This is a genomic window from Chloroflexus sp. MS-G (assembly GCF_000735195.1).
Classification (GTDB): domain Bacteria; phylum Chloroflexota; class Chloroflexia; order Chloroflexales; family Chloroflexaceae; genus Chloroflexus.
The window spans coordinates 1-20086 of record NZ_JPIM01000050.1 but is presented as its reverse complement, the minus strand read 5'-3'; the positions used below and the strand labels follow the sequence as shown (position 1 = coordinate 20086).

Sequence of the window (20086 nt, the reverse complement as noted above, 5' to 3'; positions counted from 1 at the left end):
ATTGTCCGGTCATTAACGGTGACCCGAAGCTGAGAACGTCAATGCTATTTGCTCTCTTGCTTCCTTGACAGCGACATTTTCGGGTGCTACCCTGTAGCAAGAGATATTCCCATAGCGAGCGAAACACTATGCGAATCGCCTCATTACTTCCAGGAACAACTGAAATCGTTTGTGCGTTAGGCCTCGGCGAACATCTGGTTGCCGTGACCCACGAATGTGATTACCCGCCGGAAGTTCGCACATTGCCCGTTGTAACCCGTAGCTTGCTCGATCTGCCAGAAACAGCCTCTTCATCTGACATTGATACAGCCATTCGCGAGCGGACGCGGAGCGATTTGTCAATTTACCAGCTCGATATGGAGTTGTTATCAGCATTGCAGCCCGACATTATTCTGACCCAGGCCCTCTGTGATGTTTGTGCAGTACCGTTGCGCCAGGTGGAAGCTGCTGTGGCCGATGCAGCGACACAGGTTCTATCTTTTGAGCCAACCGATCTGGCCGGTATCTTTGGCGCCATTAAAGCCATTGGTCGGGCTTTGGGCGTGAGTGAACGGGCAGCCCAATTGGTCAATGATCTAACGCTGCGGGTAGAACGAGTGCGGACGACAGCCGCTCAGGCCAGCCATCGGCCACGGGTATTAGGGATCGAGTGGCTCGATCCGGTATTCAGCGCCGGACATTGGGTGCCGGAGCTAATCGCCATTGCCGGTGGGCAATCGGTGCTGGCAGCGGCCGGTGAACGTTCACGACGGCTATCGTGGCCGGACGTAATCGCCGCTGCACCTGAAGTCATCATCTTGATGCCCTGCGGTTTTACCCTCGAACGAACTCTTGCAGAAGCAACTGCTCTACTACCCCAGCGCGCTGGCTGGTCTGCGCTTCCCGCAGTACGGACAGGGAACGTCTTTGCCGTAGATGCCAATGCCTATTTCAGCCGCCCTGGCCCACGGATTGTTGATAGCCTCGAGTTACTGGCAACGCTTATCCATCCCGAATTATTTGCCAGCTGGGGTCCATCAGGGGCCAGTGCCCCGCTTGTGTTACAATGAGCATTGGTAGCGCTATCCACAAGATCGTCTCCCAACCTGTTGCGTGGAAAGGATAAAAATCACTATGAGCGAAAAAGAAATCACCATTGCCAAAGCATTGACAATATTAGCTGCCGAGATTACACAACCGGTAAGTTTATCGCAACTTCGTGATCTCATTAATAAGCGATGGGCGACTAATTACGCAGAAAATTCACTCCGTAATCATCTAAGATTGCATGCCTCACAAGTGAGTTGGGTACGTATCCATCGAAACCAATACCTGTCTTTGCCGGTAGCTTTGGACGGTGTGCGTTTTCGATGCTGGCCACAACCGGCAGAGATCACTTCTGGTTTGTTATCGGTAAAGCATCTGGTACCGTTTTTTCACCCAGATCACCAACCGTTCATTTACGATGAACAGGGTGAAATGATCCAGATTGGCAGGAATTTTCAGCTATTTCCCTGGACTGCATCCTTACATTTGCAACTTCAGCAGTGGTTTAAACGCCATCGTTTTGGTGAAGGTGATAGTATTTTGGTTGAAATTCGCTATCGCCGGTCTCACAACGAGATTGAGCAGCATTTATACCTCTCGTATGAACCGGCTGCCGCATTCCAGGCCCAGGCTGTTGCCGGGCAAGATCAGGCATTTCTGCAAGCCATCGTTGAGCAGTTCGACAGTCTTGGCGGAACAGGTGTTTGGGCTGCGGCTGTCGTGTTGCCGGTGATTGCTCGCGCCCCATGGCGAACTTCTTACCCCGGCCGTCCATGGCAACATCTGTTAGAAGAACATGACCGGTTGTTCCTTGATGAAACCGGCACCATCATCAACGACAGAAAGGTATTGCAGTTGTTGACGACAGACAGAAATATATCCCGTCCTACTGCTCGGGTAACCGCCTCTTCTGCTGTGTCGAAACCACAAGATGCTGCACTTTTGCAGGACATAGCTGAATTGAAACAGGAGATTCAACGTTCGCGCGAGCAAGACAGACAGGCCGGCGTTTGGGACGGTACGTTGAGCCGGATTTCATCCATGTCAGACGAAGATGACGAACTGATGATCGAAGAGCTGAAGCTGAACGATCTCTTTGCTCATATCAGTGCACGTCTGCGCGAAGTCTTGCCTCCCGATGTGCAACAGCGTCTGAGCAATGCTTCGCCGGCAGAAGCTGAGACGATCTTGAGTTCGCAACTTAATTATCTTCTGGTAAAGGCACCTGATCTGTTCCCGAAACTTGATCTGACATCGTATCCGTCTTCGATTGATGTTTCGATGCGCAACAATAGCGATGCTGCATTCGATCTGGCTCTTGATGCAGATGATGATGACGACTGGGATGACGACGATGACGATTGGGATGACGACGATGACGACGATTGGGAAGAGGAGATGCAGGATGCCGAACGAGAATTTGCCCTCCAGGTGCAGGCGTTAAACCGCAGCCACGAGCTGATGAATCTCTACTTGAGTTATCTCCAGGAAACGGGAAGAAAACGCAGCACAGCTCTTTCGTATGCCCGTTCTCTTCAGCCGTATGCGAATTTTCTCGCCACGTTCTACCATCGCGCCCTCGATGCCGGTGATTACGCCACGCTTGATGAGTTTCTGTTCTACTATTACCCCTACCACAACAGTCACGTTTCCAAAGAGTGGGTGCGTGCGATGTGTCATTCGCTAAAGAACTTTTACGCTTTTCTGAAACTTCGTGGTCTGATTGAAGATGATCAATTTGCCCAGGCAATCTGGCAGCGACGGTTTCAGGCTGAACGATTGATGGGGTATCGGAAAACAATCCGTAGCAAGTTTGCCGATCAGTTGTATCTGCTGAAGGAGCTGTTTGCCCCGTATCTGTCGTAGGGTGTTTGTACCCTGCACCTGCTGCCAGCGCTTTGTTGTTGTTGCTGAGGGGCAAAGGCGTGCCACAAGGGGCAACGGGCAGAGCGTATGGCAGAGCAGTTGCTGCCGCACTACACCCTGGATGGCGCCCATTGTTGGGTTAGCGTGAACCATGGTTTGCTGAAGGCGGGGTTTCAGCAGGTTATGCTACGCATTGAAAACGTTGATACCCACTATCTCTCCCCTTCCGTAACCCTCTGTTTTATCCAGCGTTGCACTAGCTCAACTCGGAAGCGGTAGCCGTTGGCAGTTTTGGTGAGAATATCGCGCCGCACTAACCGCTGCAGGGCAACGTTCACCGCCTCTGGATCACCAACCCATTTCACATCCCGTCCCAGTGCAATCGCACGCATCACGGCCCGTTGTGCGTCGTTGGTGTCGGGTCCGTGCCATAGTTCAGTGAAGTGCCCGCCAGCGGAGGTTAGGACACTTGCGAAGGCTCGTTCGACATCGGCGAGTGTGGCATGGGTACGGTTCTGCTCGTTGAGCATATGCACCAGATCGCGGCAGGTAACCTGGACGAAATAGGGATGGCAATCGGTCACCTTGATAATATGTGCGACAGCATCATCATCATAGGTGAGGGGGAAGTCTTCTATCGGATGAACGATCAGTTCACGGGCCTCGTCTTCTTTCAGGTGACCGATTTTGAGCGTGCGCACGTTGATGAAGTAGTCGCTCCACATCGGTGGTAAATCGGTCAGCGTATGCGAACCGCTCAGCAGGATGGTTATCTGCGGGTGATGCTGAATGATATGGCGTAAGTAGCCGAAGATACGTCGGTCAATGCGGCCGTCATCTAGCATCTCTTGTAACCGCTCATATTCGTCCAGGCAGAGCAAGATCCAGCGTTCACCCAGCGCAGCCTCAACCTGCGACAGCCACTCGCCGAATATCGGGTATGGATCAACTGCTAATGCATCACGGGTCAATTCTGGCAGTTTGAGGCGCCGGTGGGTCAAGGCGTTCTCCCTGATCTGCTTCGCCAGGTTAAACAGCAATCCGCTTGCGCCTTCGGCATTGACCGCATCATGCATATCAACCTCTACCGGAATGAGGCGCGGTCCGAGACGAACCGGCAGTTGCTTTATCGTCGACGTCTTGCCGCAGCGTCTCCCGCCAACGAGCAGCAGGGCGGGCCGTTGTTCGGCTGCGGTTGCCAGTTCGCGTTCGAGCGCCAAGAAGAGATCATGCCGACCCTTGAATACCTTGCTATTGGTCGCAAGTGGATTTCCTACCACATACACATTCGGGATGCTCTCACGATCTTTCAACTCAACCAGTTGCTGAAACAGGATCGCTTCCCAGCGTTCCAGGATGCGCCCGAACTGCACTGCGATGCGCCGATCCTTATGCAGCGCCAGTCCGGCACGCACGCGCTGCGTTCGCTCGTAGGCGTCACGCATCTGTTGCTGTTTGTTGTAGAGGGTGTCGCTCTCCAGGGCAGCCTGCACATATTGGGCAATTTCCCGGATAGGTGGTAGCACCGTTTCCAGTTCCGCCGGTATATCGAGTGGCAGCCAGGTCAGTTGTTCGGCAACGCTGGCAATGGTCTGTACATCCGCTACTCGCTCAAGATCGTAGATCGTCAGTTCGATCAGCGCATTGCGCGCTGCCCAACCCTGGCGAAACGATTGTGCAACCTCGGCGATCAGGGTTCGGGCAAGGCGACGGTCTTTCTTGCCGATTTCAACCAGGGTGTGATCCAGCCCCCACAGCGGCAACCAGATGACTTCATCCCAGTAAAGTGGTATCAGACGAAAGCGACGGGTGGCTTCTTCCGGCGGAGCGGATTCGGCCCACCGTCCGACGATCAGGTTCCAGGGCAGTTCAATGAGATAGAAGGGCAGGCGAAAGTAAAACAAGAGAAAAGCGATTGTCCACGCCACGCCGCCCGCCACGCCGCCCGCCACGCCGAACGCCACGCCGAACGCCACGCCGCCCGCCACGCCGAACGCCACGCCGAACGCCACGCCGCCCGCCACGCCGAACGCCACGCCGAACGCCACGCCGAACGCCACGCCGCCCGCCACGCCGAACGCCACGCCGCCCGCCACGCCGCCCGCCACGCCGAACGCCAGAATAAAAAAGATGCCGTAAATATCTGGGGAAACGAGTGAGATAAGCAAGTACAAGTACATATACAAGTACATAGCTATTCCCCAACTTGCCAGGTTCACGAGTGATCTGAGCCTTTTCCAACGTAGCCAGAAACCGATGAGATCCCCAATAGTCCAGCCGAGCATCGCCACCATCGCCGGTATCCGGCGAAACGCAATGTCAGGAACACCGGATTCAGCCAGCCAATTGATAACAGCGCCGATGAAGGGCACTATCACCAGCGGCGTACCGCAGATCAGCGTTAATGACAACCGGAGCAGATGACGCACCTGTGGATCGGTGCGCTGCTCATCCGACAGTTCCCAGAGCTTGAGATCTTCATCAAGCTCTGGGGCGATGCGCTGCGCATACGCTCGCAGGGTAAGCGGTTTGAAGTACATCCAGTATAGCAAGCGTAGCAGGTCGTGGGGAAAGCGCAGGGTGTCGGGCATTGGTGCATGTCTCCGCCGGGTAACAGGACTACGGATTTCCGCGAATACGCTCGATCAATTTCAATATCTCGTCGAGGTTGATCGTGATCGAACCAAAGAGCAGCGCAATCATCACGATGAGCAGACCCGCGCCAAACATCCAGACGGTGCTCTGGCTCACGTCGTCCTTCTTCAGGCGCAGCACCCCTTCCAGCATGGCGCGTCCCAGCCAGGTAGCAGGCGTGACGACCAGCCAGGATATGGCAGCGGCAAGACGCACGCCTATTGTTTTCCGCCAGGGTTTCGCCAGTCCTACCTGTTCGCATTGATGGTAAAAATCTCGCTGCAGGCGTGACCAGTGCACGGGTTTGCCCTGAGCTTTGGCAATATAGAGCAAACTTCCTGCCAGTTGCAGTTTGTAGGGATGCCTGCCGGCCAGCCGTAGGAGCTTCTCTTGTTCTTGCGGTGTGAAGGGATGGTCGCAATGTGCACCGCGTGCAATCAATTGGCGCGCTTCGCTGTCGGTGAACTCCCCCAACGGAATAGATGTGAACACATTGAAGAACGGCGATGTGTATTTGCCTGCCTATGCCAGAGCGGGTAACGGCGTCTTCGAGGCGGTGATAAAGGCCAGCGCATGCTGGTTCATCAATGATCGCCAGGAATCGTAAACATCACCGGGAAATGCTGTTTGTCGTTCGACCAGCTCTTCAAACTCGTCGAGACAGATCACGGGCAAGATGCCTTGTTGTTTTAACGCTATGATCGCGTCCTGAAAGGTCACCAGCGATAGCTGTCCAATCTTCCCGCGTATGCCCAATTCAGTGGTTATCTGGCCGAGCAATCCTTGCAGCGTGTGGCAACGGGCATCTTGCAGATCGAGGTACACAAAACGGTACCGTGCGGCGTTCTGTAAGAAGGCGCTGTCGCGCTGAGTCACGTACCACAACAGCGAGGATTTGCCGATGCGTCGCGGCCCAACGACCGACACACTCTGCATTTGCCCGGTATGAGCAACCTCCAGTGCAGTGAAGATACGGCGCAATTCGCTCTGCCTGCCGACAAACTGATCCGGTTCGACCCGACCGCCGTAGTAGAATGGGTTGGACATTGCGGTTGATCCTTTTGAACGTAGATAGCGATGGCTCTTGTACATTAGACTCAGTGCCCGTTGCTAAGCAAAGGTCTCAACACGCTCTGATACCCTGTAAGCATATTCAGAATACCCTGTCGCAGAAGAAGATTCGGTTGGGGCACAGCAGCGCTGTGCCCGTACATCTATCAGGTTCATCCGCCGTACTGTGAGACGATTATTCGGGGCTCTACGTGCGGCCCGCTGGCTCATGTTATGCAAGTCATGGCAAGCTACAGGCCGATACATACCCTGCTGCTGCCGGATGGCCCCTCGCACCCCGCACCGGCGGGTTGCCCCACCCTCACTACCTGCGGTATACTGCTCTACGGCGTAGTCTTCTGAGCAAAGGAGCATGCTCATGAGCAGTGCAATGATTGGTATCATTGGTGGCAGCGGTCTGTATGCAATGCCTGAATTGAAGAATCCCGAAGAGGTGCGCCTGAGTACACCATTCGGTGATCCCAGCGATGCGTTTATCATTGGTGAGCTAGAGGGGCGACGAGTGGCGTTCTTGCCCCGCCATGGGCGCGGGCATCGGCTTAATCCGAGTGAAGTGCCGGCGCGGGCCAATATCTACGCCTTTAAGCTGTTGGGAGTACGGGCACTGATCTCGGTCAGTGCAGTTGGTTCACTGCGCGAAGATTATGCGCCGGGTCATGCCGTCATCCCCGATCAGATTTTTGATCGTACCAAAGGGATTCGCCCGGCAACGTTCTTCGAGGGTGGGGTCGTTGCCCACGTCGCGTTTGATCGACCGTTCTGCCCCAACTTGAGCAACATTCTTTTGCATGCGGCGCAAGTCGTCGGTGCTACCGTGCATCACGGTGGCACGCTGGTCGTGATGGAGGGGCCGCAGTTCTCGACTAAAGCTGAGAGTGAAGAGAACCGGCGCCGTGGTCATAGTTTGATCGGCATGACCGCATTGCCCGAAGCGAAGCTAGCCCGCGAGGCCGAGATTGCCTATGCGATACTGGCGATGGTTACCGATTACGATGTCTGGCATCCTGAACATGATGCGGTTACCGCCGAACAGGTGATCAGGGTGTTGAGCACGAATGTGACCCTCGCCCAACAGATTGTGCGGCAGGCTGTTGCTCAGATCGACGACACCTTTACCAGTCCGGCTCACGATGCGCTGCGTCATGCAATTGTCACTCACCCCGATTACATTCCGGCAGCAGTTAAAGAGCGGCTGGCGCCGATTGCCGGTCGCTATTGGTCGTGAGGTCGTATGCAAGGCGAAATTCGCATCCTGCCGTTGCACGGTATTGGTGAAGTACGACCTGGCGATGACCTGGTGGCGATCCTTGCCACAGCAATTGATGCTGCCGGTGGGCTGGAAACAGGCGATATTCTGGTTGTGACGCAAAAGATCGTCTCGAAGGCTGAAGGTCGTCTGATCGATCCGGCGACGGTTGAGCCGTCGCCGTTTGCCTATGAGATTGCCCGAACTGCAAAGAAAGATGCTCACTACCAGGAGGTTGTGTTGCGTGAGGCGAAGCGGATCGTGAAGATGGCAAATGGGGTGTTGATTACCGAAACCCATCACGGCTTTGTTTGCGCGAATAGCGGCGTGGATGAGTCGAATGTCGATGGTGGCCGACGGCTAACGTTGTTGCCACTCGACCCTGATGCGAGTGCTGCGGCAATACGTCAGGGGCTTGCCGACCGCTACAGCTACGCGCCGCCGGTGATTATCACCGATACCTTTGGTCGGCCCTGGCGTGAAGGGCAGGTGAATGTGGCGATTGGTGTAGCCGGTATGATGCCGCTGCACGATTTTGCCGGGATTACCGACCCGTATGGCTACACGATGCAGGCGACATTGATCGCAGTTGCCGATGAACTGGCTGCTGCTGCCGAGCTGGTGATGGGTAAAATTGATCGCGTACCGGCAGCGTTGGTGCGTGGGTATCGGTATCAGCCCAGTACAACGGCTAATGCCCGACAGTTGATCCGTGATCCGCGCTTTGATCTCTTCCGTTGAGCGTTATGGATTTCTTTACCCTTGTTCAGAATCGGCGCACGGTACGTGCTTTCCGACCCGATCCACCACCACGTGAGGCGATTGAGCAGATTTTGTGGGCAGCCAGTTGGGCGCCATCACCGCACGGGCGTCAGCCATGGCGATTCGTCGTAGTGGAATCCCACGAACGCAAGGCGACGTTGGCAGCGGCAATGGCTGAGACCTGGCGTTATCACCTTGCCCTCGATGGGCACGATCCGGCAACTATCGAACAGCGCTTGCAACGCTCGCAGGCACGGGTGCTGAATGCGCCAGTGATCATCATTCCCTGTCTTTACCTCAACGACCTTGATGTTTACCCTGACGCCGAACGCCAGGCTGCCGAGACGACAATGGCGATCCAGAGCTTGGGTTGTGCAGTGCAGAATATGTTACTGGCGGCGTTTGCCCTCGGCCTAGCAGCGGGTTGGATGTGCGCCCCTTTGTTTGCTCCGGCAGCAGTGCGTACGGCCCTCGGTTTGGCCGCCGATTTACACCCGCAGGCATTGATCCCGATTGGCTATCTGGCGCAGGAACCAAAACGTCGTCCACGCCGATCATTGGACGAACTGGTTGTGCAGTGGTTATAACCCATTGGTTTATTTTGCCACTTCCTTGTTCGCTTGATGGTCTGGGCAAGACAGCAATAGTACCAGCCGGTTCATCTGTTCAGTATGACACGTCTAATCTTTTCTAATTAATTGTAAGGAGTTAATGTATTGCAGACCCTGATCTATCTGGCCGGTTTTGCTCTGATCTGCCTTGCCTCTCACCGTATTGGACAGTGGTTTGCCCGACTGCGTCTACCGTATATCACGGGCTATCTCTTTACCGGTGTATTGGTTGGCTCATTTGGCTTGCAACTCCTGCCGTCAAGTGCGGATGAGCGTCTGCGCTTCATCGATCAGATAGCGCTGGCAGTAATCGCCTTTGTGGCCGGTAATGAACTGTTCTACAAAGACCTGATGAGCAGTCTACGCGCCATTCTATGGTCACTAGGTATGATCATCGTTACCGCCCTGATGCTGATCGGCGCGAGTCTGTTTGTACTTCTCGAGTTTATCCCATTTGCGCAGGGGCTGGGTACCGGTGAGAAGATCGCCATCGCTCTCCTTGGTACAACGATTCTGTTGGCCCTCTCGCCCCCTTCAACCATCGCAGTGATCAAAGAGCTACGCGCTCGTGGTCCAGCTACTCGCCTGATCCTGGGTGTAACTATTGCAATGGATGTTGCGATCATTGTAATCTTTGCGATTAGTTCATCGTTTGCTACGGCTTTAGTCGAGGGAAGTAGCGTCAATCTTTCCTTCCTTGCCCTGTTGCTTATCGATCTCATCCTATCAGGAGTGGCGGGCTACGGTGTCAGCCAGGTGTTGCGTGTTGTACTCCGGCAGAGCTGGTCGCGCTGGTGGAAACTGGCCGCTATTGTGACACTCGGCTACGGTATCTTTGCTGGGACGGACTGGCTCAAGAGTGTCTCGGCTACGAGCTGGTCATTCAAGATTATGATTGAGCCATTACTGGTTGCATTAATGGGAAGTTTTCTGATCACGAATTTTTCACCGTACCGTAATGAGCTGGGCGAATTATTGCACGATATTAGTCCCGTGGTGTACGTTGCCTTCTTCACTGTCACCGGTCTGGGTCTCAAGCTCGACATCCTGTTGACTGCCCTAATATTTGCTGCTGTGCTCTTTTTGGTGCGAGCATTGTCCCTTTTCATTGGGAGTTCATTAGGATTGTCAATTGCCGGTCAACCGTCACGGTTCCGTCCATTATTCTGGTTAGGATTGATCACCCAGGCTGGCATTGCATTAGGACTGGCGCGTGAAGCCTCTCTGCTTTTGCCGTCGATAGGTGATACCTTTGCGACATTGATCATCGCTGTAATCGTCCTCAACGAGATTGCCGGGCCGCTTACCCTGCGTTTTGCCATACAACGCCTGGGCGAGGCTAACCTACCCGAACCGGGAATTCGCGAGGATGTGCGTGATGTGCTCATCCTCGGCATTGAGCAACAATCGATTGCATTGGCTCGCCAGTTACGTGCACGAGGCTGGCAAGTGCGTGTCGCCGATACTGATTACGACCACGTACAGCGGCTGATAAGCGAGGATGTTGATGAGCGCTACATTCCTGAGATTAGTCTGCACACGCTGAACGGATTAATCACTCGTGCTACCGATGCAGTCGTTGCTCTGTTAGAAAAAGATGAGGATAACCTACGGGCATGCCAGATCGCGTTCGAGCAATTCGGTGTGCCACGTCTGATTGTTCGGCCTAATCAATCTGAGTTTCGTGAGCAGTTCCGCGAATTAGGTGCAATTATCATTGATCCGGCTACCGCAATGGTAAACCTTCTTGAACAGGCAGTACGGGCACCGCAGTCGCTCAATTTGTTGTTGCATACTGATCCGGTTTACGATGTGGTGCAAATGACGGTAACGAATCGTGAGATTGATGGTCGGCTAGTACGTGATTTACGTTTGCCAGCCGATATCTTGCTCCTTGAAATTAGCCGTGATGGGCAAGGCATTGTGCCACATGGATATACGAGACTTCGTCTCGGTGATGAACTCACAATTGTTGGCAAGCCCGATAGCCTGCGTGAGGTGAGTCTGCGCATTGGTTAGCGCGAACCCACCTCAATTGGCCCCTCCAATGTCTTGTCGGTTAAGCGTGCGGTAGGCGCTATAACCGAAGATGGCGCTGTAGACAGCAATCACGATCAGCGCCTGCCACTGCGGTGGCAACAGACTCAGATCGAGCGCGGCGGTCAGCACACTCTGGTCGAGACCAAACATACGACTGTTTTCTACCACCAGTCGGTTAATGTTCGGCTGCAACAAGAGATTGACCAGCGCACGAATCATCGGATCAACCGCACCAATCGTATTGAGTGAACCGGCGCTCACATCAAAGGCAAGAAAGATCAAACCGCCACCCACCCCGGCAATCACCGAGCGGCCCACAATGGCACTGGCGCCGGCGATGAGCGTGTAGGGTAACATCACAATCAGCGCCCGCAGGATACCAATTGGCAATAACAACAGATCAATAATACCAATCTGCTGCGGTAAACCGAGGATTGTACCGAACAGCAAGGCCAGCAGTGTGCCCATCGCCAGCGTGATGATGATTGCAACCAGCAATGCCAGTTGCAGGGCAACCAGCTTTGCCAGCAAATATGCTCCCCGATGGGGAGCGCGGGTCAACAGAATCCGCAGCGTTCCCCAATTAAAATCGCTTCCAAAGATACCGGCAGTCAAGATAATTGCCAGAATGCCACCAGTGCCGTTGATTGCACTCAACATAGCGCCGAAGACACCAGGCAAGCTGAGTTGCCGTTTAATCTGTTCAATCGCTGCCGGACTGAGCAGATTAAATGTAACCTGGCCTCCACTGAAGGTTCCCTCTTGCAGCGCGACGACCAGAAACCAGAGCGTTTGCTGCAAAAAGGTCAAAAAGAGAAAGATACCCAGCAAGAGGAGCGCCATCGGACGGCGTGAAATCTTCAGCCATTCGGCAGCCAGGAGGTTGGTAAACATCGTTCGTGTATCCATCGCAGCTACTCAGTTCTCGTCACTGTTAGGAAGAACTCTTCCAGCGAGCTATGGTTTGCGCCAATCTCGGCCACCACGATGTCGGCGCGAATCAGCAGAGCGTTAATTTCAGCAGCACGCTCAACAGGTGCGTCAATGATAATCGCTTCCTCTTGCACCGTCACGCCGCTAACCCATGGCAGGGTACGCAAGAGATGTACCGCCGGTTCGGGATTGCCCTGAACCCGTAACCGCACTCCCTGTCCACGCCGCAGCAACGTTGCCACTTCGCCAGCTGCGATCAGCTTGCCTTCTTTCAAAATTGCTACCCGATTGCAGAGCTGTTCGACCTCGTGCAGCAGGTGACTGCACAGCAAAATGGTACGCCCACCAGCGGCCAGGGAGCGAATGAGGTTACGGATTTCGACTGTCCCTGCCGGATCAAGACCATTGGTTGGCTCATCGAGCATAATCAGTTCGGGATCGGGTAAGAGTGCGGCCGCTATCGCCAGCCGTTGTTTCATCCCCTGCGAATAGGTAGCGACCTTGTCACGGGCGCGGTCGTTTAGCTCGACCGTTTCCAGTACCTCCTTGACTCGCGCAGCCGGTATCCCGCCTGCACGTGCCAGCACACGCAGGTTATCGGCGCCGCTGAGGTACGGATAAAACGCAGGTGCCTCAATCATCGCCCCCACGCGCCGGAGTGCCAGTGCCGGTTCGCGTTGCACATCGTGACCGAGTACAATTGCCTGGCCTTTGGTTGGTCGTACCAGTCCCAGCAGCATGGCAATCGTTGTGGTCTTTCCGGCGCCGTTAGGGCCGAGAAAGCCAAATACTTCACCCTTGCCGACCGTCAGATTTAGTCGATCAACGGCCAGCCGTTTTCCATAGCGTTTGGTGAGGTCAATGGTCTCAATCGCATTCATAGCGTGTGCTCGTGTTATGCTATTTTGCAGTTAATCATAGCACACCTGGTGGAATGAGCGTGTTGGTGTTTCTACGGTCGTTTAGAATAAACCATCGTGTAGCGCGGGAATGGTTGATGGTAGATGGCGTTTTACTGGGAAGAGGAAATAGGAAAGAATGAGCGGGTTCTCAACCCCGATCCGCCCCCCTTCCTCCCCCTGGGTGGGAGAGAAAGGGGCCGAGAGAAAGGTGAGGGCGCCAGAACAAAATTAGCCGGCAATAGACATAAGGAGCTGCAATGATCATCTACACTATCGCAATGCCTAAACCACACTCGCACCTGTTTCATGTCCAGATCGAGATTGATCGCCTCCAGCCCGGCGAGATACGGCTGTCGCTGCCGGCGTGGACACCCGGTTCGTATATGATCCGTGAGTTTGCGCGCCATGTTCAGGAATTTCAGGCAGTTGATGACCAGGGCAACCGGTTGCCCTGGCGCAAGACACGCAAAGATACCTGGCTGATCGAGGCGGGTGCGTCAACCCGAGTGATCGTGACCTATCACGTCTACGCATTTGATCTCACCGTGCGAACCAGCCATCTTGATGGCTCGCACGGCTATTTCAACGGGGCAAATGTGTTTATGTACGTCCACGGTCATACGCACGAACCTCTGACCTTGCACATCGATCTGCCGGTTGGCTGGCGGGCAACGACCGGTCTGACGCCGTTGCCATCTGATCCTACCCGTCCGCAGCGGGCTTCGTTTCAGGCCCTCGATTACGATGAACTGATCGACTGCCCGGTGGAGTGTGGCACCCATCGCCTGTTGACCTTCGCGGTCGACGGTATTCCGCATCAGATCGCGATTTGGGGCCATGGTAATGAAGATGAAGAACGGCTGCTGGCTGATACGCGACGGATTGTTGAAGTACAACGGGCTATGTTTGGCGGCCTGCCGTACCGCGACTATACCTTTATTCTGCATTTGACCGATGGGCGTGGTGGTGGCCTTGAACATCGGAACAGCGCCTCAAATATGGTGGATCGCTGGACATTTACCGACAACTATGAACGATATTTGAGTTTGACCTCGCACGAACTGTTTCACGCCTGGAATGTTAAACGCTTGCGCCCGGCACTGTTAGGGCCGTTTGATTATCAGAATGAGAACTACACGCGACTGTTATGGCTGATGGAGGGTGCAACCAGCTATTACGATGATCTGTTGCTGGTGCGCGCTGGCTTGATCAGCGAAGAGCGTTACCTTCAGAAGCTGGCCGATAAGATCGTGCAATTGCAGAACCAACCCGGTCGCCGGTTACAAAGCCTCGAACAGAGTAGTTTCGATGCCTGGATCAAGCTCTACCGTCCTGATGAAAATAGTATCAATTCAAGCATTTCTTATTACCTCAAAGGGGCATTGGTGTGCTGGATCTTCGACATGACGATCCGTGCTCAAACCAATAGTCTACGGAGCTTTGATGACGTGATGCGTTACCTATACCAGCGCTATCCGATCACCGGGCCGGGCATTCCTGAAGAGGGAGCTGTTCTGGCCGCACTTGAGCTGATCGGTGGCGCTGACGGCGCTCTCCGTGACCTGTACGAACGCTACGTTGTTGGTGTGGAAGAACTTGATTACGCGACGGCGCTCGCAGTTGTAGGTCTCGAACCGCGCTGGCAATATCGTCGGCCCCGCCCTGATGGTCAACCACCGGCCTGGTTGGGGATCAATGTGCGCAAGCAGGGCGACCGCACCCTGGTTGCGTCAGTGCGCAGTGATGGCCCAGCTTATGAAGCCGGTGTGTATGCCGACGATGAACTAGTGGCGCTCGATGGCTGGCGGGTCAACGAGGAACGGTTACACCAACGCATCCTTGAACGCCGACCCGGTGATGTGGTGCGGTTAACGCTCTTCCGCGGTGATGCCCTGGTTGAAGTACCGGTGACACTGGCCGTCGCACCTTATGATATGCTATCGCTGGTATCGGTAGCCGCGCCGACCGATGCTCAACAGTATGCTCGTGCGGCCTGGCTACAAAAGATGTAAATAGGAGAGAGTGATCCGGTAATGAACACAACATCTGTTTCTGTCGAGGAACTCAAAGCAATGGCAGCGGCAGCAGCCGTAGCATTGGTGCAGCCGGGAATGGTAGTTGGTTTGGGTTTTGGTAGTACAGCAGCTTACGCGACCCGCTTAATCGGCGAGCGTCTGCGACAGGGGGAACTGTACGATATTGTGGGTGTTCCCTGCGCCGAAGGCACTGCACTGCTTGCCCGAGATGTGGGCATCCCATTGACAACACTTGATGAGGTAAACACGGTTGATCTAACTATCGACGGTGCCGATGAAGTTGATCCACACCTGGCATTGATTAAAGGAGGCGGTGGCGCCTTACTGCGCGAAAAAATGGTTGCCCAGGCCAGCAGTCGGGTAGCAATTATTGTTGATGAGAGTAAACTCTCACCGGCGCTCGGTAGTCGGTTTGCGCTTCCGGTAGAGATTGTTGATTTTGGGCAGCGGGCAACCGCTCGCTGGTTAGAGGCACAGGGTGGCACAGTACGACTGCGGTTGCGGGCTGACGGTCAGCCGTTCCGTACCGATCAGGGGCATCTCATTCTTGATTGGGCATGTGGCCCGATAGCCGATCCGGCAGCTCTGGCAGAACGGCTGGCAGCACGGGCCGGTATCGTCGAACATGGTCTGTTCATTGGTTTGGCTACCGATCTCTTTGTCGCCGGTGCCACCGGTGTCCGACACGTGGCAGCGTCGGATTGCGGTACAATGACCCGGTAAATGTACGAATACGCTGACAGGAGTGCTATGCGGCTCGCACCTTCCATTCTTACGGCTGATTTTGCTCGCTTAGGTGAACAGGTGGCTGCGGTTTGTGCTGCCGGTATCGATTGGATCCATCTCGACGTCATGGATGGACGTTTTGTGCCGAACATTAGTTTTGGCCCATTGATCGTGCAGGCATTACGCCCTCTGGCCGATCATTACGGCGCACTGCTCGACACTCATCTGATGATCGTCGAACCTGAACGCTATCTGACCGATTTTGCCACGGCCGGCGCCGATCTGATAACCATTCACGCTGAAGCAACACCACATCTCCATCGAGCTGTCCAGATGATCCGTGATCTGGGGAAAAAGGCGGGGGTTGCGATCAATCCGGCTACGCCGCTGTGTATGATCGAAGAAGTGATCGACCAGGTTGACCTGATCTTGTTGATGACAGTTAATCCTGGTTTTGGTGGTCAAACTCTGATCCCCTCGGTTTTGACGAAAGTCCACCGGTTGAGTACCCTGCTAAACAATCGCCCAATTGACATTATGGTAGACGGTGGGGTCAATCCATCGACGATTGCTGCCTGTGCTGCGGCCGGTGCAACCGTTGCTGTCGTTGGTTCGGCAGTGTTTGGCAATCAGCCCATTGCCGATGCAATCGCCGACCTACGCAGTGCGCTGGGAGAAGTTCCACGTGTGAAGTGATAAGTGTTCGTGTGCAGCGAAAAGGTGTTTTATGTATCTCGCCGGTGATATTGGTGGTACCAAGACCATCCTGGCCCTATTTGATCAGAACAGCGGGCCACACCATCCATTAGTAGAGCATACCTTTCCCAGCGCCCAATATCCAGGGCTGGAAGCGATTATTGCCGAGTTTTGCGCCCAACATCCGGTTTCGATCACCGGCGCTGCCTTCGGGGTCGCCGGGCCGGTGATGGCCGGAAAGGCCAGCATTACCAATTTACACTGGACAATCGATGTCGCTGTGCTAAGTGATGTGCTGAAAGGTGCACCGGTGCGCTTGCTCAACGATCTGGAAGCTATTGCGCAGTCTGTACCGATCCTTGAACCTGCCGATGTCGAGACCCTTGCCGTCGGATCGCCCATCCCCGGCGGCGCGATAGGGGTCATTGCCCCTGGGACAGGCCTAGGTGAGGCATTTCTCACCTGGGATGGTCAACGCTACCGGCCCCACCCTTCTGAAGGTGGCCATACCACCTTTGCACCCCGTAACCGGATCGAAAAAGATTTGCTCGACTATTTGCACCAGCGCTACACACACGTAAGCTACGAGCGAGTCTGTTCAGGCATCGGTATTCCCAATCTTTACGCCTTCGTCCGTGATTGCCTACTTCAACAGGAAACACCAGAGGTTGCTGAGCAATTGGCTGCCGCGAGCGATCCAACTCCTGTGATCGTTCAGGCCGGCATGTCCACCGAGCAGATGTGTCTGGTATGTCGCACAACCCTTGAACTGTTTGTCGATATTTTGGCTGCCGAAGCCGGGAATCTGGCTCTGAAGGTCTTAGCGACTGGCGGTGTCTATATTGGCGGTGGATTGCCCCCTCGTGTGTTGCCACTGATGAAGCGTAGTCGCTTCTTACAAATCTTCCGCGATAAAGGTCGTTTCAGCGAATTATTAAGCCGGATTCCGGTTCATGTTATCCTCGAACCGAAGGCAGGGTTACTCGGAGCGGCAGCGGCAGCAATGAGTTGACACCGTTTATACTTTAGTGTATAAACAACACTAATATTAACGGAGGGAGAAACTCGATCATGCAGGATGAACATCCGGTGCCTTACGATGTCAGCAAATATCAATTGCCAGCGGTCACAGTCGATGTCGTAATTTTTAGCCTGATCAATCGCACGCTCCATGTCTTGCTAGTTCAGCGGAAACGCTGGCCATTCGAGGGGCAGTGGGCGATCCCAGGTGGGTTCATCCGGCTTGACGAGTCACTTGAAGAGGCAGCACGCCGTGAGCTTGAGGAAGAGACCGGCGTGCGCGATGTCTATCTTGAACAACTCTATACCTTCGGCGATGTGCATCGCGATCCGCGTCATAGGGTAATTAGCGTCGCCTACATTGCCCTGGTCCGCGCCGATGTACAGACCATCCGGGTAAGCGATGAGAATAGTGACGTGCGCTGGTTTCCGGTTGATCACCTGCCGACACCGCTTGCTTTCGATCACGATCAGATTCTGGCGTATGCACTTTCACGGCTGCGCTCGAAACTCGAATATACGACTCTGGCCTTTCAGTTGTTGCCCGAACTCTTTTCAATTCTCGAACTGAAACATATTTACGAGCAGATTCTGGGTGAAAAGCTCGATAAAGGTAACTTTTATCGCAAGATCAAGGAGTCTGGTATTCTCGAAGAAACACCGTATATGCGAGAAGGGCGTGGGCGTCCAACCAGGCTTTGGCGCTTTCGTCGTGACCGTCCCGGTGATAAGCAGTTCGTCTTCCGCTGGCGTGAAGATCGTCGCGAGTAACGATGAGGTGAAGAAGGAGCGAGGGAGGATGTTCCTAACCGTTCTTTCCCCTCACACCTGTTTCCACTCTTCACTTTTCGCTCATACAGGTGTGCCGCAGGAGAAATCCTACCGCTTCGCCACCTGAGCACAATGACTGTAAACAACTACCGCTGTAACACACCAGCGTATGATTCCAGTAGATGATTAGCAGCTCCGCGAAGTGAGGCTCACTATGCCTGCGCTCGAAGTGCTGGTTGTCGGCGGCGGAGTAATCGGTGCAGCAACAGCGTATGCTCTTGCCAGGCGTGGTCGTCGAGTGCTTTTACTCGAACAGTTTACTATCGGGCACGCTCGTGGTAGCTCACATGGTTTATCGCGCTCGATCAGCTCTGTTCACTCGCGTCTCCATCACATGCGATTGGTCGCCGCAGCGCGGCAGGCCTGGCGTCGCCTGGAAGACGATAGTGGTCAACGATTGCTGATCAAGACCGGTGTCCTGGATATTGGCCATGCCGATTCGCCCGCGATCCAGGCTAGCATCGCTCACCTCGGTGCTGTTGATGAGGAGGTTGAAATACTCGGCCTTTACGAGCTACGGGCCCGTTTTCCGCAGCTCGCCCTGACTGACAAGACCATCGCTATCTATCAGCCTGAAGGTGGTATATTGCCGGCATCGCGTTGTGTTGCGACGTTGGTCGAGCAGGCACGGCGCTACGGAGCAAAGGTTGCCGTAGGTGTGCGGGTCAGTCGGATCAAACCAGAGGGTTCGGGGGTGCGAGTCGATGCCGATGGTACGGTGTACTGGGCACAGCGCGCAGTGATCGCGGCTGGTTCATACAGCTCTGTATTGTTGCAGCATCTTGATGTAGCGGTTGATCTATCCACTACCTGCGAGCAGGTTGCCTTCTTCTCGCCGCGTCATCGCGTCTTGAGCAAGTTGGGGTATTTACCGGTGGTACGCGATTACGGTCACCACCCCGGCGATCACCTTCTCGTCTGTTATCCTGACCTGGGCGAAGGGGTCAAAGTTGAGCGTTACGGCGCTGGAATACCTGTCGCTGACCCTTACGAACCACCGCCCTTACCCGATCCGGTAGAGAATGAACGAATTGCTCAACGGCTTGCGCAAACCATGCCGGGGTTTGCGAATCAAGTGCTGTATGCCGAGACATGTCGCTTCACGCACACACCCGACGGTGATTTCGTGATTGATACCCATCCGGAGTACAATCAGATTCTCATCGCAATCCCAGGGAGTAGTTGTGGCTTCAGCGTAGCACCAATCGTTGGCGAAATACTGTCTGATCTCGCGATGCATGGCACGACTAGTTACGATATTGCGCCGTTTCGCCTTGCCCGCCTGCATCGGATAGGACGAATGTCCTAATGTTTGGGATGGTACCCATTCTACCTTGAGGAACACCTGCCTGATGGTGCAGTGGCAGGGATTGGTTCCTGCCTGGCCCGCTGCACACCCTCTGCTGAAATACGTGCCTGTCTTTAAGAGCCTATCCGGAATACTCTGTCGCAGAAGAAGATCGGTTGGGGTGCAGCGGCGCCGTACCCGTACATCTATCAGGTTTCATACGCTGTACTGTGAGACAATTTTTCAGATAGGCTCTAAGAGCGTGTCTGAAATTTTATCTGGTCGAGGGTTTTGATGTATCCTTGATGGTATGAACGAACAGAACACACGAACATCATATCCTACCGACCTTAGAGATTGGCAACAACGGCGTAGGCAACACCTGTTCATACTCCCCC

Annotated in this window: 16 protein-coding genes and 1 pseudogene; 12 read left to right on the top strand and 5 right to left on the bottom strand. The window is 54.5% G+C overall.

Translation table 11 applies throughout. The features are described 5' to 3' along the window. Positions 1-128 precede the first annotated feature (128 nt). Together JE47_RS0110700 and JE47_RS0110695 are read left to right on the top strand one after the other, a co-directional pair. Positions 129-1049, top strand: coding sequence for a cobalamin-binding protein (locus tag JE47_RS0110700; RefSeq protein ID WP_031459751.1), 921 nt, complete (start codon positions 129-131; stop codon positions 1047-1049). A gap of 64 nt (positions 1050-1113) precedes the next feature. Continuing rightward, positions 1114-2892 (top strand): hypothetical protein, encoded by a 1779-nt coding sequence (locus JE47_RS0110695; protein WP_031459750.1) that lies wholly within the window; start codon positions 1114-1116, stop codon positions 2890-2892. Between the two features lie 212 nt (positions 2893-3104). Here the strand turns inward: JE47_RS0110695 and JE47_RS21780 are convergent, their stop codons facing one another. The 3 genes and pseudogenes from JE47_RS21780 to JE47_RS0110680 form a co-directional block, all read right to left on the bottom strand. Next, a complete protein-coding gene (locus JE47_RS21780; RefSeq protein ID WP_031459749.1) occupies positions 3105-5483 on the bottom strand; it encodes an ATP-binding protein in 2379 nt (792 codons plus the stop codon). 28 nt (positions 5484-5511) lie between these two features. Next, positions 5512-6024, bottom strand: a pseudogene (locus tag JE47_RS0110685) (hypothetical protein); the annotation flags it as partial. Between the two features lie 24 nt (positions 6025-6048). Further along, entirely contained in the window at positions 6049-6573 is a 525-nt protein-coding gene (locus tag JE47_RS0110680) for an AAA family ATPase (RefSeq protein WP_031459747.1), read from the bottom strand. A gap of 382 nt (positions 6574-6955) precedes the next feature. On the opposite strand from JE47_RS0110680, the gene mtnP reads away from it, so the two are divergent. The 4 genes from mtnP to JE47_RS0110660 all read left to right on the top strand — a co-directional run bounded on the left by mtnP (position 6956) and on the right by JE47_RS0110660 (position 11235). Next, the gene (mtnP, locus tag JE47_RS0110675; RefSeq protein ID WP_031459746.1) at positions 6956-7822 is read left to right on the top strand and encodes an S-methyl-5'-thioadenosine phosphorylase; all 867 of its coding nucleotides are present in this window, start codon (positions 6956-6958) and stop codon (positions 7820-7822) included. 6 nt (positions 7823-7828) lie between these two features. Next, entirely contained in the window at positions 7829-8584 is a 756-nt protein-coding gene (cofE, locus tag JE47_RS0110670; RefSeq protein ID WP_031459745.1) for a coenzyme F420-0:L-glutamate ligase, read from the top strand. Positions 8585-8589: 5 nt separating this feature from the next. After that, positions 8590-9192, top strand: coding sequence for a nitroreductase family protein (locus JE47_RS0110665; protein WP_031459744.1), 603 nt, complete (start codon positions 8590-8592; stop codon positions 9190-9192). A 129-nt stretch (positions 9193-9321) separates the two neighbouring features. Continuing rightward, a complete protein-coding gene (locus tag JE47_RS0110660) occupies positions 9322-11235 on the top strand; it encodes a monovalent cation:proton antiporter family protein (protein WP_031459743.1) in 1914 nt (637 codons plus the stop codon). A 12-nt stretch (positions 11236-11247) separates the two neighbouring features. On the opposite strand, the gene JE47_RS0110655 is transcribed toward JE47_RS0110660, so the two are convergent. Next, on the bottom strand, positions 11248-12165 hold the full coding sequence (locus JE47_RS0110655; RefSeq protein WP_031459742.1) for an ABC transporter permease subunit: 918 nt from the start codon (positions 12163-12165) through the stop codon (positions 11248-11250). 5 nt (positions 12166-12170) lie between these two features. After that, on the bottom strand, positions 12171-13070 hold the full coding sequence (locus tag JE47_RS0110650) for an ABC transporter ATP-binding protein (protein ID WP_031459741.1): 900 nt from the start codon (positions 13068-13070) through the stop codon (positions 12171-12173). Positions 13071-13348: 278 nt separating this feature from the next. Here JE47_RS0110650 and JE47_RS0110640 point away from each other — a divergent pair, with 278 nt between their 5' ends. From JE47_RS0110640 to solA, 6 genes are all read left to right on the top strand, one after another. Next, a complete protein-coding gene (locus tag JE47_RS0110640) occupies positions 13349-15103 on the top strand; it encodes a M61 family metallopeptidase (protein WP_031459740.1) in 1755 nt (584 codons plus the stop codon). A 21-nt stretch (positions 15104-15124) separates the two neighbouring features. Next, positions 15125-15850 (top strand): ribose-5-phosphate isomerase RpiA, encoded by a 726-nt coding sequence (gene rpiA / locus JE47_RS0110635; protein WP_031459739.1) that lies wholly within the window; start codon positions 15125-15127, stop codon positions 15848-15850. 27 nt (positions 15851-15877) lie between these two features. Continuing rightward, the gene (rpe, locus tag JE47_RS0110630; protein WP_031459738.1) at positions 15878-16549 is read left to right on the top strand and encodes a ribulose-phosphate 3-epimerase; all 672 of its coding nucleotides are present in this window, start codon (positions 15878-15880) and stop codon (positions 16547-16549) included. Between the two features lie 31 nt (positions 16550-16580). Continuing rightward, positions 16581-17561 carry a glucokinase gene (gene glk, locus JE47_RS0110625; RefSeq protein WP_031459737.1) on the top strand — a complete coding sequence of 327 codons (981 nt, stop codon included), beginning with the start codon at positions 16581-16583 and terminating at the stop codon, positions 17559-17561. Positions 17562-17620: 59 nt separating this feature from the next. Continuing rightward, on the top strand, positions 17621-18340 hold the full coding sequence (locus tag JE47_RS0110620; RefSeq protein WP_031459736.1) for an NUDIX hydrolase: 720 nt from the start codon (positions 17621-17623) through the stop codon (positions 18338-18340). Positions 18341-18554: 214 nt separating this feature from the next. Further along, positions 18555-19709 (top strand): N-methyl-L-tryptophan oxidase, encoded by a 1155-nt coding sequence (solA, locus tag JE47_RS0110615; protein ID WP_031459735.1) that lies wholly within the window; start codon positions 18555-18557, stop codon positions 19707-19709. Positions 19710-20086: the final 377 nt, after the last annotated feature.

Coding starts and splice junctions, on each gene's coding strand:
- JE47_RS0110700 (WP_031459751.1), top strand. CDS start 129: ATGCGAATCGCCTCATTACTTCCAGGAACAACTGAAATCGTTTGTGCG.
- JE47_RS0110695 (WP_031459750.1), top strand. CDS start 1,114: ATGAGCGAAAAAGAAATCACCATTGCCAAAGCATTGACAATATTAGCT.
- JE47_RS21780 (WP_031459749.1), bottom strand. CDS start 5,483: ATGCCCGACACCCTGCGCTTTCCCCACGACCTGCTACGCTTGCTATAC.
- JE47_RS0110680 (WP_031459747.1), bottom strand. CDS start 6,573: ATGTCCAACCCATTCTACTACGGCGGTCGGGTCGAACCGGATCAGTTT.
- mtnP (WP_031459746.1), top strand. CDS start 6,956: ATGAGCAGTGCAATGATTGGTATCATTGGTGGCAGCGGTCTGTATGCA.
- cofE (WP_031459745.1), top strand. CDS start 7,829: ATGCAAGGCGAAATTCGCATCCTGCCGTTGCACGGTATTGGTGAAGTA.
- JE47_RS0110665 (WP_031459744.1), top strand. CDS start 8,590: ATGGATTTCTTTACCCTTGTTCAGAATCGGCGCACGGTACGTGCTTTC.
- JE47_RS0110655 (WP_031459742.1), bottom strand. CDS start 12,165: ATGGATACACGAACGATGTTTACCAACCTCCTGGCTGCCGAATGGCTG.
- JE47_RS0110650 (WP_031459741.1), bottom strand. CDS start 13,070: ATGAATGCGATTGAGACCATTGACCTCACCAAACGCTATGGAAAACGG.
- JE47_RS0110640 (WP_031459740.1), top strand. CDS start 13,349: ATGATCATCTACACTATCGCAATGCCTAAACCACACTCGCACCTGTTT.
- rpiA (WP_031459739.1), top strand. CDS start 15,125: ATGAACACAACATCTGTTTCTGTCGAGGAACTCAAAGCAATGGCAGCG.
- rpe (WP_031459738.1), top strand. CDS start 15,878: ATGCGGCTCGCACCTTCCATTCTTACGGCTGATTTTGCTCGCTTAGGT.
- glk (WP_031459737.1), top strand. CDS start 16,581: ATGTATCTCGCCGGTGATATTGGTGGTACCAAGACCATCCTGGCCCTA.
- JE47_RS0110620 (WP_031459736.1), top strand. CDS start 17,621: ATGCAGGATGAACATCCGGTGCCTTACGATGTCAGCAAATATCAATTG.
- solA (WP_031459735.1), top strand. CDS start 18,555: ATGCCTGCGCTCGAAGTGCTGGTTGTCGGCGGCGGAGTAATCGGTGCA.